At 72.2% G+C, this 12,293-nt stretch carries 11 protein-coding genes and 1 pseudogene; 1 reads left to right on the forward strand and 11 read right to left on the reverse strand.

What is annotated here, in order from left to right:
* The 11 genes from ACF09K_RS27210 to ACF09K_RS27260 form a co-directional block, all read right to left on the reverse strand.
* Positions 1-357: a hypothetical protein gene (locus ACF09K_RS27210; RefSeq protein WP_392247580.1), complete on the reverse strand. Its 357-nt coding sequence runs from the start codon at positions 355-357 to the stop codon at positions 1-3.
* Entirely contained in the window at positions 354-1,328 is a 975-nt protein-coding gene (locus tag ACF09K_RS27215; RefSeq protein WP_392247581.1) for a hypothetical protein, read from the reverse strand. The genes ACF09K_RS27210 and ACF09K_RS27215 overlap by 4 nt, the downstream gene beginning before the upstream one ends.
* Positions 1,325-2,200, reverse strand: a complete 876-nt coding sequence (locus tag ACF09K_RS27220; RefSeq protein ID WP_392247583.1) for an alpha/beta fold hydrolase — start codon at positions 2,198-2,200, stop codon at positions 1,325-1,327. Before ACF09K_RS27220 ends, ACF09K_RS27215 begins: the two co-directional genes overlap by 4 nt.
* Positions 2,200-3,153, reverse strand: a complete 954-nt coding sequence (locus ACF09K_RS27225; protein WP_392247584.1) for a beta-ketoacyl synthase N-terminal-like domain-containing protein — start codon at positions 3,151-3,153, stop codon at positions 2,200-2,202. Before ACF09K_RS27225 ends, ACF09K_RS27220 begins: the two co-directional genes overlap by 1 nt.
* Complete coding sequence (locus ACF09K_RS27230) at positions 3,150-4,295, reverse strand: beta-ketoacyl synthase N-terminal-like domain-containing protein (protein ID WP_392247586.1); 1,146 nt, start codon at positions 4,293-4,295, stop codon at positions 3,150-3,152. Before ACF09K_RS27230 ends, ACF09K_RS27225 begins: the two co-directional genes overlap by 4 nt.
* Entirely contained in the window at positions 4,289-5,560 is a 1,272-nt protein-coding gene (locus tag ACF09K_RS27235) for a beta-ketoacyl-[acyl-carrier-protein] synthase family protein (protein WP_392247587.1), read from the reverse strand. The genes ACF09K_RS27230 and ACF09K_RS27235 overlap by 7 nt, the downstream gene beginning before the upstream one ends.
* Before the next feature lie 60 nt (positions 5,561-5,620).
* The gene (locus ACF09K_RS27240) at positions 5,621-5,875 is read right to left on the reverse strand and encodes an acyl carrier protein (RefSeq protein ID WP_392247589.1); all 255 of its coding nucleotides are present in this window, start codon (positions 5,873-5,875) and stop codon (positions 5,621-5,623) included.
* Between the two features lie 288 nt (positions 5,876-6,163).
* Positions 6,164-6,931, reverse strand: a complete 768-nt coding sequence (locus tag ACF09K_RS27245; protein WP_392247591.1) for a thioesterase II family protein — start codon at positions 6,929-6,931, stop codon at positions 6,164-6,166.
* Positions 6,932-7,151: 220 nt separating this feature from the next.
* The gene (locus tag ACF09K_RS27250; RefSeq protein ID WP_392247593.1) at positions 7,152-8,030 is read right to left on the reverse strand and encodes an ACP S-malonyltransferase; all 879 of its coding nucleotides are present in this window, start codon (positions 8,028-8,030) and stop codon (positions 7,152-7,154) included.
* A gap of 324 nt (positions 8,031-8,354) precedes the next feature.
* The gene (locus ACF09K_RS27255; RefSeq protein WP_392247594.1) at positions 8,355-9,398 is read right to left on the reverse strand and encodes a transcriptional regulator; all 1,044 of its coding nucleotides are present in this window, start codon (positions 9,396-9,398) and stop codon (positions 8,355-8,357) included.
* A complete protein-coding gene (locus ACF09K_RS27260) occupies positions 9,391-10,179 on the reverse strand; it encodes a LuxR family transcriptional regulator (protein WP_392247596.1) in 789 nt (262 codons plus the stop codon). The genes ACF09K_RS27255 and ACF09K_RS27260 overlap by 8 nt, the downstream gene beginning before the upstream one ends.
* Before the next feature lie 1,795 nt (positions 10,180-11,974).
* On the opposite strand from ACF09K_RS27260, the pseudogene ACF09K_RS27265 reads away from it, so the two are divergent.
* Positions 11,975-12,168 (forward strand): annotated as a pseudogene (locus tag ACF09K_RS27265) (hypothetical protein).
* The last annotated feature ends 125 nt before the right edge of the window (positions 12,169-12,293 follow it).

The raw sequence follows: 12,293 nt of genomic DNA on the forward strand, positions 1-12,293 counted from the left end.
TCAGTGCCACACCGCCTGTACGTCGGGGCCGGTGATCCAGCCGGCCAGTTCGTCCATGCCGGAGACCGTCGCCCGGGGGCGCAGCGGGAGGTGTTCGATCCCCCGCTGCACGAGGGAGAAGCGGTCGACGGCCAGGCGGCCGCCCGCCTCCTCGAAGCGGTCCAGGTCCTCGTCGGTCCCGGGCCGGGCGAGGAGGCACCCGTCCTCCACCAGGTACATCAGCACCGGGTGGCCGGCCCGGGCCTGCGCCGTGGCGTCGCGCCGCAGGCCGGCGTCCACCGGGGCGCACGGCCCGTGGCTCTCGATCAGCAGGATCCGCGGCGTCCTCGTGCCGCTCCCGCCCCAGGCGTCGTTCACGGCTGCTGCGGTGCGGTGCCGTTGAGCGCGTCCAGCACGTGCCGGTCGAAGTTCTCCAGGCTCCAGTCGCGGCGGTTCCTGATGACCGCGTAGCCGTGCACGATGGTGCCCGTGGCGGTCTTGAGGAGGCCGCCGTCGCGGACGACGTACCAGTTCATCCGGGTGGTGTAGGTGAAGTCCTTGAAGACCTCCTCCACCTCGTACGTGGTGTAGAGGTCCTCCTCCATCATCGCCTCGTCGAGGATGCGGATCTCGGACCGCGGCACCACGGGGATCCACCGGCGGTCGTCCAGCAGCGTCTTGATGGAGATGCCCCGGTCCGCGACGAACCGGTCCTTGCCCTCCTCCATCAGCCTCAGGTAGCCGGACATCTGGAGGCGCTCGGTGAAGTGGCAGTACGGGTACGGGATGTTCCACTTCCAGCCGTAGGCGTTCTTGCCCGCCAGCAGCTCCTCCAGGATCGTCTCCTCGGAGGTGAACGGGGTGAGCGGCGCGGCCTCCAGGCCGGCTCCGAGCCGGTCGACGGCGAAACGGGCGAGCGGCCCGGGCACCTCGCCCGCGGAGTCGAGGTAGGTGTCGATCCGCAGGGACACGCGCACCTTGGAGGTGACGGCCTTCACGACCTCCCCGCCGCGCTCCACGTGCACGGTCACCTTGAAGCCCAGCGTGCCGTCCGCGTCCTTGGTGGACGGGACGACCTCGGCGGTGGCGACGTCGTCCATGTGGAAGGCGTGCAGGATGCGGGTGTCGATCCCGACGATGTCGAGGCCGAGGCCGTGCTCCTCGTACAGGCCGCGGGCCGGGAGGGCGGTCTGCCGGAAGTGGTCGAGGACCGCTTCCTCGACCATGTAGTTGACGTGCTTGAAACCGATCCAGGTGCAGATGTTGGAGCCCTCGTAGCGGGGGCGGACCTGGACGGAGGTCGTCTCGGTGAGGAGCGCCTTGACGGCGGTCTCCGTGACGATGGTCATGGACGGTGCTCCAGAGCTGTGTGGGGGACGGGCAAACGCTGCGGAGCGCCGGTCCCGAGGGAGTTGACGAACGCGACGGTCTCGGAGGCGAAGCGTTCCGCTTCCTCGATCATCGGGAAGTGCCCGCAGCCGGGGAGGACGAGTGCTCGCGCGTCCGGCAGCGCGGCGGCCAGCGCCACGCTCTCGCCGGGCGGTGCCGCGAAGTCCTTCTCGCCCCCCAGCACCAGACAGGGCACGGTGACCCGGCCCGTCTGGAGCTGCGGAGTACGCAGGTAGAGCTCGAAGAAGCGCAGCCAGCCGTACGGGCCCACCCGGTCCCGTACCCGCTCCCCCATGGCCGCCCGCAGTTCGGCGGGAAGCCGGTCGCCGGAGTGGACCCGCAGGCCCTCCTCCATGATCAGGTGGAAGTCGTTGAGGTAGTAGCTGATGGTGTCCCAGTCGAACTCCCCGGCGGTGCGCCGGTAGAACGGCGAGACCAGGACCAGGCCGCGGATCCCGAGCCGGGCGAGGGCGTCGCCGCCCCGCCGGCTCTCCCGGTCGACGAGGTCCAGCAGGACGTCCGCCGACATGGAGTGCGCCACCACGACCTGCGGGCCGCCGGGCACCGCGGCCAGCGCCCGGTCCAGGGGACCGACGAGATCACCGTCGGTCCCCCAGTCGGGCACGCCCTCGGCGCTCCAGGGGAGCCGGGCCGTCCACACCTCGTACTCGGGGGGCAGCAGCGCGGCGCAGGCCTCCCAGACGCTGTCGTTCTCCGCCAGTCCGTGGACCAGCAGCAGCCGGGGGCCGCCGGTGGCGGCGGTGCGCCGGCGCACCGACCCGGTGCCGGGGCCGTCGGACATGGACGCGGACGCGGACGCGGACGCGGACATCAGAGGGTCTCCGGGGCCGGGGGTTCCAGCAGCACGAGGCCGGCCGAGGCGTCGTCGGCGTCGGTGCCGCAGACCGCGAACACCGGCCCCTCGCCGCACTCGTCGAACAGGCCGACGGCCGTCGCGCACTGGAGCACGCCGAGCGCGCCGGAAGCGCGGCCGCAGTGCCCGGGCAGCGCGGTCCGCTCCACCCCGGGCAGCAGGCCGGCGTCGATCCCCCCGGGAGCCGCGTCGGGAAGGTGCCACCAGGCCGGCTCCGGCACGCCGGAGGCGGCCAGCCGGTCCAGGACCGCCCCGACACCGGCCGCGCGGACGTACCGGCCGAGCACGGCGCGCACCCTCGCGCCCCGGGCCCGGGCCGCCGCCGCGTCCTCCAGGACGACGGCGGCGCCCCCGTCGACGGCGTGCCCGCCGCCGAGGAGGCGGCGCACGACGTCGTTGTCCGGCTCGACGCCGATGACGAGGACCCGGTCCACGCGGCCCGCCGTGATCATGGTCGCGGCCCAGTTGACCGCGTCCAGGCCGGAGGTCGCGCCGTTGCACACCATCAGGTTGGGGCCGCGCAGGCCGTAGCGGATGGCCGCCGAGGAGGCGACGACGTTGCTCGACGCGTTCGGCAGGTCCATCGGGCTGGTCGCCGAGACGGTGCCCTCCCGCAGGGTGTCCAGCGCGCGGACGACCGTGTCCAGGTTGCCGTAGTTGGAGCTGACGACCACGCCGACGTCCCCGCCGGACACCGTGCCGTCCTCGCCGAGGAGGCCGGCGTCGGTCAGGGCCGCGGAGGTCAGGCAGTAGCCGAGCTGGGTGGCCCGGTCCTTGTAGCGCAGGCCCTTCTTGCCCACCAGGGCGGCCGGTTCGACCGGCCCGGCGCCGGGCTCGGGGCCGGCCGCCAGCGCCTTGGCGCTGTCGGCCCCGGGGAGCAGGACGGAGACTCCGCTGACGACGACACTCACGGGGTGGCCTCCACAAGGGCGACGGCGTTGATGCCGCCGAATCCGAACGCGTTGAGCTGCGCCACGTTCATCGACGCGGACGCGGCCTCACCGGTCACGAAGCGGAACCGCGAGGCCTCCTCGACCGGCTGCTCCAGACCGACGGTGGGCGGCACCCGCCCCTCCTTGAGGGCGGTGACGCCCATGACCAGGCCCATCAGTCCGGACGCGCCGGAGGTGTGGCCGGTCATCGACTTGATCGCCGTCATCAGCGGACCGCTCGCCGCGTCGCCCAGCGCGTCGGCCAGCGCCGTCGCCTCGGCCTCGTCGTTGAGCAGCGTCCCGGTGCCGTGCAGCATCACCAGGTCGACGTCCTCCGGCTTGACGCCGGCCATGTCGTACGCGCCGCGCATCGCCTTCGCGATGCCCTCCGGGGAGGGCGCGGTGACGTGGAAGGCGTCGCAGTTGACGGCGACGCTGCGCAGCAGCGCGTGCGTCCGCCGGCGGCCGGCCTCCCGGCCGAGGACGACGGCGGCGGCGCCGTCGCCCATGAGGACGCCGGTGCGGTTCCGGTCGAAGGGCCGCACCCGGTCCGGCGGCGTCGGGTGCACCCGCTCCAGCAGGCCGTACATGCTCTCGGTGAGCACGTCCACACCCGCGACGATCACCGTGTCGGGGGCGTCGTCGCCCTCCTCCGCCAGCAGGTCCGAGCCGAGCGCCAGCGCGTACAGGGAGGCGGAACAGGCGTTGGAGAAGGTGTGCGTCACGTCGGCGCCGAACCGCTCGCGCAGCGCGGTCCCGAAGTGCAGGCCGGTGTCGTCCAGGGTGGCGCCCTCGCGCCACCACAGCTCCAGGGAGCGCAGCTCGCGCAGTCCCGTCCCGATGAGGACCGGGATGCCGGAGAGGTCCTCGCCCAGGCCCGCGTCGGCCGCCGCCTGGGCGATCGCGTCGACGAGCAGCGCGGTGGCGCGGGCGGGCACGTCCTCGCCCTCCGCGGGGCGGTCGTCCACCTCGTAGGCGTGCTGCGCCCGGAAACGGGTGCGGTCGAACCCGCGCAGCTCGGCGCGGCCGGTGACTCCCCGGCACAGGTTCTCGAAGAGCGGGCCGACACCTCTGCCGGTGCTGGCCACGGCACCCATGCCGATGATCGGACGGCTCAGCATGTCTCCTCCTCGGGCTCCACGGGCCGGTCGTAGCGGCCCAGGAGGACCACGGCGTTGTTGCCGCCGAAGGCCAGCCCGTTGTTCTGGACGACCCTGAGGTCGGCCTCGACGGCCTGGTTCGGCACGCAGTCCACGTCGCACTCGGGGTCCGTGGTGACGTGGTTGATCGTCGGGGGGATGAACCGGTGGGCGATGGCCAGTGCGCAGCCGATGGCGCCCAGGGCGCTGGCCGCGCCCATGCTGTGACCGAGCATCGACTTCATGGAGACGGTGCGCGGCGGGGTGCCGAACACCTCGCGGATCGCGCCCGCCTCGGTGATGTCGTTGGCCTTGGTCCCCGTCCCGTGGGCGGAGATCAGGTCCACCTCGGACGGTTTCACGCCCGCGTTGTCCAGGGCGAGTTCCATGCAGCGGGCGACGCTGGCCCGGTTGGGCGCCACCTGGTGGTGGGCGTCGCAGTTGAGGCCGTATCCGAGCACCTCGGCGTAGATGGTGGCGCCGCGCTCCAGGGCCGACTCCAGCCGCTCCAGGACGAGCACCCCGGCGCCCTCGCCGGTCAGGATCCCCTTGCGGTCGGCGTCGAAGGGCCGGCAGTGCTCCGGCGCGATGGTCCCCAGCCGGTAGAAGCCGGTGAACGTCTTGCGGCACATGGCGTCCGCGCCGCCGCAGAACGCGTAGTCCGCCTCGCCGGAGCGCACCGCGTCGAAGCCGTAGCCGATGGCGTAGTTCCCGGCGGCGCAGGCGGTGGGAACCGTGACGGCCTCGACGTCGGACAGTTCGAGCTCCTGGGCGATGGCGACGGAGAGCCGCCCGGCGGGGATCCTCCCGGCCGCCATCGGGTCGAACGTCTCCGGTCCGCCCTCGAGTTCGGCCTCGACCAGCTGATCGAGGTCGTAGGACTCGCCATCGGTGGTGCCGATGGAGATCAGTCCCCGCCGGCCGCGCAGGTCGGCGGCGTCGAGACCGGCGTCCTCCAGGGCCATCCGGGCCGCGGCGGCCGAGAACTGCGCGGCCCTGCCGAGCTGTTCCGCGTCCAGGGTGCGGATCCAGTCCATCGGTTCGAAGTCGACGATCTCGCAGCCGTTGGCGTGGGCGAAACCCTCGGTGTCGAACACGGTGATGGGCCGGGCCCCGCTGCGGCCCTCCTGCAGCCCGCCGAGAAACTCCTTCACCCCCAGCCCGATGCTGGAGACCACTCCGAGTCCCGTCAGGACCACCCGGTGCCGTCCCGTCGCCTCCGGGCCGGTGTCGTGCACTGCCGACATGCCTACCTCCTTGTCCACGTCCGACCTGCGCGTGCGCCACCCGAAGGCGTCGCGGACGGATTACCAGCCGGCCGGCTCGCCGACGACCTCGTACACGCCCTTGAGGTTGACCATGCGGGGCAGTTCGGCCTGGTTGATGACCACGCCGAACTCCTTCTCCAGGGCCGCGAGAATTTCGATCGCGCGGAGCGAGTCGGCGTTGTGGTCCTCCTTGAAGAGGCTCGTTTCCGAAACCTCGTCCTCCTCGATCTCAAGGATGTCGCAGACGATTTCCTTGATGACGACGAGACGCTCTTCACGCGTTGCAGCAGCCATGCCGATACCTCTCTCATGAATTGCCGGACAGGCAATTCCCGTAAGTTCCTGACGATTTCTAAGCCACGGCCGTCCGCTCCGGCAAGCCGCATTGCACAAAGCTGCCAAGCACCGCCAGGCGTTTTTCCGCGGGCAGCGGGCAGGGGCGGGTTTCGGCAGGCTCCGGCCGTGGTCGGGCCGTGGTCCGGGCCGTGGTCCGGGCCGTGGTCGGTCCGTGGTCGGGCCGTGCCCGGGCTGTGGTCGGAGCCGTGGTCCGGGAGGTGCTCCGGCCCGTGGTCCGGCCCGGTGTCAGCGCAGTCGGGACGCGAGGTCGGCGACGAGCTCGTCCCTGCGTGGCGCGAGGTAGAAGTGGTCGCCCTCCCACACCTTGAGCTCGAAGCCCTTCGGGGCGACGTCCGCCCAGGCGGCGACGTCCGCCACCGTGACGTTGGGATCGCGGTCCCCGACGTGTCCGACCACCGGGCAGCGCACGGGCAGGGCCGGCCGGGGGCCCTTCTCGGCGTACCGCCCCACGACGGAGAAGTCGGCCAGGAGCGCGGGCATCACGAGTTCCTGAAGGTCGGGGTCCTCCAGCAGGGCGGCGTCGGTGCCGCCCAGCTTGCGGACCTCGGCGAGGACCGACTCGGCGCCGTCCAGGTGCGCGGTGCGCGGCCGCTGCCCGTGGGGAGGCCGCTGGCCGGAGACGACGAGCAGGCTCGGGCCGAAGCCGTGCCTGCGTTCCAGACGGACCGCCACCTCGTAGGCGAGCGAGGCCCCCATGCTGTGGCCGAAAAGTGCCAACGGCTTGTCGAGGAGCGGCAGTACGGCCGCCGTCACCGCGTCCGCCAGCTCCTCCATGGTCTCCAGGCAGGGCTCGACGATCCGCTCCTGGCGCCCCGGGTAGCGGGTGGCGAGGACCTCGACGTCGTCGCCGAGGGCGTTTCCCCAGGAGTGGTAGAAACTCGCCGAACCACCGGCGTGCGGCAGGCAGAGCAGCCGCATGCGGACGGGGGCGGACGGGGGGTAGCGCCGGAACCAGGTCGCGTCGCTTCCGGGGGTGTGCTTCAGGGTGTTCATGGCACCGGGCTTCTGGTAGCGGGGAGTTCGGTACGGAGCGGCGGGGGAGTCGCAGGGCCGGGGGGGGAGACGCAAGGCCGCGGGGGGTCACACGGCGGTGCGGGAGTCACGGGGCGGCGGGGGAGTCGTACGGCGGGGCGGGAGCCGCAAGGCCGCGGGGAGCCACACCGCGGGGCGGGAGCCGCGGGGCCGCGGGGGGAGCCGCACGGCGGTGCGGGAGTCACACGGTGGCGAGGTCCTTGAGGGCGCCGGGGCCGTCCACGGGGATCACCTCGACGTCGGGATCGATCCGGCGGATCAGGTTCGTCAGCACCCGCCCCGGGCCCAGCTCGACGAGCCGCCGGCAGCCGAGCCGTCCGGTCAGGGTCCGCACGCTCTTCTCCCAGAGCACCGGGGAGGAGAGCTGACGCACGGCCAGTCCGGCCCAGCCCCCGTCGCCGGCGTACGGCTCGGCGTCCACGTTGGCGACCACCGGGAGGTCCCCCGGGGCGAACCGCACGGTCCGCAGGGCCCGGCCCAGCCGCTCGGCCGCGGGCGCCATGAAGGGGCTGTGGAAGGCGCCCCCCACGGAGAGGCGGATGAGTTTGGCCCCCACGCCCGGAGCCAGTTCCGCGGCCCGTTCGACGCCCTCGGCGGAGCCGGAGAGCCCGGTCTGCCCGGGGGCGTTGACGTTGGCCACCCACACGTCGAGCCCTTCGAACCGCACCTCGGCGGCCAGCGCCTCGGCCTCCCGGAGCCCGGTCCCGACCAGCACGCCCATGGTGCCCGGACGCAGCCGCTCGGCCTCCCGCATGGCCTGCCCCCGCTCCGCCACCAGGGCGACCGCGTCCGGCAGCGTGAGCACTTCGGCCGCCGTCAGCGCCGCGTACTCTCCCAGGCTGTGTCCGGCACACGCCACCGCGTCGTCCAGCGCCCCGGACCGCGCCGCCTCGGCGTAGGCCATCAGGGTCACCGTGAACACCGAGAGCTGGGCGAGGTCGGTGCGGCGCAGCACGTCGGTCGGGGTCCGCAGGAGCAGTTCCTCGAGGTCCTCGCCGCAGTACCGGGAGACCTCGGCGGCCAGGCTCCACGCGGCGGTGTCCCGCCAGGGCTCACCCATGCCTTGACGTTGCGTCCCTTGTCCGGGGAACACCAGACCGATCGGCGTCGGGGTCAACTTTCCACACCTTCCAGGCGGCACAGGGGCCGAGACGGGGGCCCGCACCCGGCTGTTCGTCCCGGGTGACGGGCCCGCCACCGGTGTGCCGCGGGCCGAGGAGTGAGGGTCCAGGGGGTCCCACGGCGCACCGGATCGCCGGCGGCACGGGAAACGCGCGGGCCGCCGGAGCTCTCGGGTCAGGGGGTGTCCGGTCGTCCGCCCGGGGGCGGACGCCGTCCGTGTCGTCCCTGTCTAACCGGCCCCGTCGTCAGGGTGCAACGACGGCTACAGGAAGCTGCCAGGGCCGGGCCGGCCGTCGCCCGAAGGCGCGCCGCCCGCGTCGCCCGCGTCCGGCGCCGCCTCCCGGGCCGGCCCGTCCTGCCGCCGTGCGCCCCGTCGGACCGGTGTCCCGGAAGCGCCCTCGACCGGTCCCGCCGGTCCGGCCGGACCCGCCGGCGACTGGGCGGGGTTCTTCCGGTTCTTGGGCAGCAGCCCCAGCTCGGCCGCCCGGACCCCCGCCTGGAAGCGTGAACTCGCCCCGAGGAGCGCCATGATCTCCGCGACGTAGCGGCGGTAGGTGCGCACCGAGACGGAGAGCTCGCGCGCGGCGACCTCGTCGGTGATGCCGACCTGGAGGCAGCTCAGGATCTGCCGGGCCACGTCGGCACGGTCGCGGTCACCGAAGTCGATCCGTTCCTCGACCCGGACCGCCTGGCGCCAGAGCCCTTCGAAGAGGGTGCCCAGCGTGCCGATCACGGTGGCGGCGCGGATCACCGAGGCCTGTCGCCCGATGACCGCCTGCGAGGTCACCAGGGCGGCCGCCCCGTCGACCATCATCACCTGGAGCATGGGCACCCGGGCCACCCGCACCTCGTACCGGAGGTTCTTGAGCATGTGGGGCCTGACCACCCCGCTGTCGAGCATCGCCTGGGTGCACAGGAGCCGCAGCCCGATGTTCTTCCGGCTGTTCTCCAGCTCCCAGTACACGGAGTTGATCGCCTCGACGTGCTCCGAGTCGGCCAGCACGATGTCGATGGTCCGTTCGGCCTCGGCGACGAGCCCGAGGGCCGCCGCCGCCACCTCACCGCTGCAGGCGGGCACGTTGGTGATCAGCGAGTCCCGCACGACACGGTCGCGGTGCTTGGCGACGGTGGCCTCGATCAGCCGGCGGACCTCCATGAGCGTCTGCTCCAGGTCGTCCGCGGGCTGTTCACCGAGCTGCCCGGTGTCCTCGCCGTGGCCGCGGGGGCCCTGCGCGGTGGTGTGCCGCGGCCGTTCGACGGGATCGTGGGAGGGGTCGGGAGAGGGATCGGGAAAGGGGTCAGCCATGACGGTGCGATCCCCCGACGGGCTCTCTGCGGCGGGCGTCGTCGCGCTGCGGCAGCAGCGCCATCTCCACGGCCCGCACCCCGGCCTGGAAGCGGGAGTTGGCTCCCAGCTCCTGCATGATCTCCGCGACGTGGCGGCGGTACGTGCGCAGGGACACCCGGAGTTCGCGTGCCGCCACCTCGTCGGTGCGGCCCATGCGCAGCTGTTCCAGGACGCGTCGTACCGACTCCGTCCGCATGCGCTCGCTCGTGCGCTGGTACTCGGCGAGCGACCGGGCGTTGGCCCAGGACCCGGCGAACAGCAGGTCCAGGGCGCGCGCCGACGCCGTGTCCTTGATGATCGCGGCGTCGTACGCCTTTCCGTGGGAGTCCGGCACGAGGGCGACCCGGCTGTCGACGATCAGCATGCCGCGCAACTCCCCCTTGTCGACCCGGATCTCGTACCGCGGGTCCCGGAAGTCCTCGGCGTTGGGCCGGCAGTTGTTCACCGCCTGCGGCGTGCACAGCAGCCGGACGACCGGGCCGCCCGGCCTGCCGCCCGCCGCCCGTCCCTTGGAGGGGGTCGCGTGGGCGGCGAGCGCGTCGAACACGGCGGACGCGTTCTCGCCGGCGGACAGCGACACGGAGACGGAGTGGCGCGCCAGTCCGACGAGCCGGGTGACTGTGCCGCCGATGTCGCCGTCGTCCGCGCGCAGGACGAGGGATTCACGCACCGGCCTGGTCCGGTGCAGCGACATCGTCGATTCGATCAGCGCGCGTGCCTGAAGCAGCGCGCTTTCCATCCTGTTGATGCCGTCGGCCGTTTCGGTGATGCCCGCGGCCGGCCCGTCTGGTGAAGGTATCCCGATCAGGGTAGAAATCAGGTCTTTACCATCGGTTTTCAACATGGAACTCTTCATTACACCGATCATTCCCCGTGATGCTCAGCGATAGAATCCTCATCCCGAAGGATGAAGTTGGTAAATCCGATGCCAGGAATTGTATTCCTGATGAAAAATATACAGAGACTCCTGATTGTTAATTTTGGCTGAACAATCATCCATTCATCGTCAATCTAGCTGCCGAGGCAAATCGATTGACGACGCCGCGGGCGAGGCTCGGGGCGGACCAGGCCTGCCCGGCTCCGAAGCTCAGACATTATGGGCTGGCTGCGAGCCAGTCAACGTCGGGACGTAGGCATAGTCCAGGTAAAGTGGCTGCCCCCGAGGGGTGTCATGGATCGTTGCACCCAAAACTTCCGGCCGGACTGTCACCAAGTTGCAGCACTTCCGGCGGGTGGCGCGGAACCGGCCCCGGGTCGGGCACGGATCGCATCCGGACGGTGACGTCCAGTTATTGACACGGCGTGTCCCTGTCCACTTGCTGTCAGTCGCCGTCGGCCCGCCGGGCGGCCGGCCCGGCGTTCCGGTGCTCGACCGCACCCCGGATCGGTGCCGAATCGGTGCCGAATCGGCCAGGTGCTCCCCGGCGTCCGGGCGCCCCGGCCCGCCCGCTCTGCCGGGCGCGGCACCGGAGTCGGTCCGTCCGGATCGCGGGCCGTGTCCGGTCCGCAGGGTCCGACGTGCGTGTCCGTCGCCGCAGGGCGTCGCCGGTCTCCCCGGCGGAGCGTGCCGCCGCGGACGTTCCCGTGCCGCCGGACCCGCGGGGAGGCCGCGTCGGGGGAGGCGGCCGGTGCCGGCGGCGCGGTCGCCCCGGATCCGGTGGGAATGCATCCGGCCATCGCCGGCACGGTCGTGGGTGCCGCCGCGGCGCCCGGCGGGCCCGGTGCGCGGTCTGTCACCGACCTGCCGGTGCCGACAGGTTTGAACGGCTCTCCGGCCTCCTCCACCGGGACGGCCGGGCCCGCCCGGCCGCACCCGGCGTCGAAAACCGGACATGCCCGGTGAATTCGCCTTCGATGTCCGGAAGAAAAGGTGAGCGTTGGTCGAGTTCTCCCTTCGCCTTTTCGCGACGCAATTCATGTTGAAAACTTGATTATTTTTCCGGATCACCCACCTGAACTCGCGAGTAGCATTTCCGCCCTTCCTTTGGTCCGGGGCGGGGGTCTCCCCGAGCCCCTCCCGGGGGCGCGCTTCGCCTCCCCGGGAGGGCGCGGTGCTCTCGCCCACCGGCGCGGGCGAGAGGCGCCGAGCGGGTTCTCTCCCGCCTCGGGCCGAGCCGCGGCGAAGGGCGGCGCCCGGATTTCGCGGCGTCGGCGGGATCCGGTGGGAGCGGCGGAGGGCGCGCACAAGAACCACCGGATCTCCACATCGACCACCGGTGCCGGTCGGACGGGCCGACGCCGGCTGGTGCGGATCGATGGAATTGAGGGGATTGATGCGGACCGGTCGGCCCATACGGGGAGGTTCGTACTTTGTCCGGCACGGCCGCGACGCGCCGGCACGTTCGCCGCGGCCACCCGCGTGAGCCGCGCCCGCGTCTTCCCTCGGCCGTCCGTCCAGCTGTCCGTTCAGTCGTCCACGACCGGGCGCGGTGCTCGTGACGCGCCGGACGCCGTCCGGCCCGGTCCGAACAAGAAACCCCGGAGGTGCGAGGAGCCGGAGGTGGAAGGACTCCGGAGGTGCGAGGAGCCAGGACCTGCTCGACTGGGCCCGCGCCCAGGAGTTGCCCGCCCGGCCGCTGTGCCGCGAGCTCCTGCGCGCCCCCCGGGACCGCGTCCTGGTCATCGCGTGGTGGGACGCGGAGTGCGACGCCGATCTGCCCGAATCTGAGGGAGGGTCAGGACCCGCGCGGTGCACCGGTGGCGGTTCGAAACAGTGGATGGCGCCTGACCTGGCCCTGTTCGCCCCTCCTTTTCCCTTCCTTCACGTCCGTCTTGATCGGCTTCACCGTTCCGCCAGCAGGAATTCACGGTTCCAGCCCCACCGACTCCTAACTTGACGAGGTCACAGCAAGA

Source organism: Streptomyces sp. NPDC014882, assembly GCF_043081325.1.
Lineage (GTDB): Bacteria > Actinomycetota > Actinomycetes > Streptomycetales > Streptomycetaceae > Streptomyces.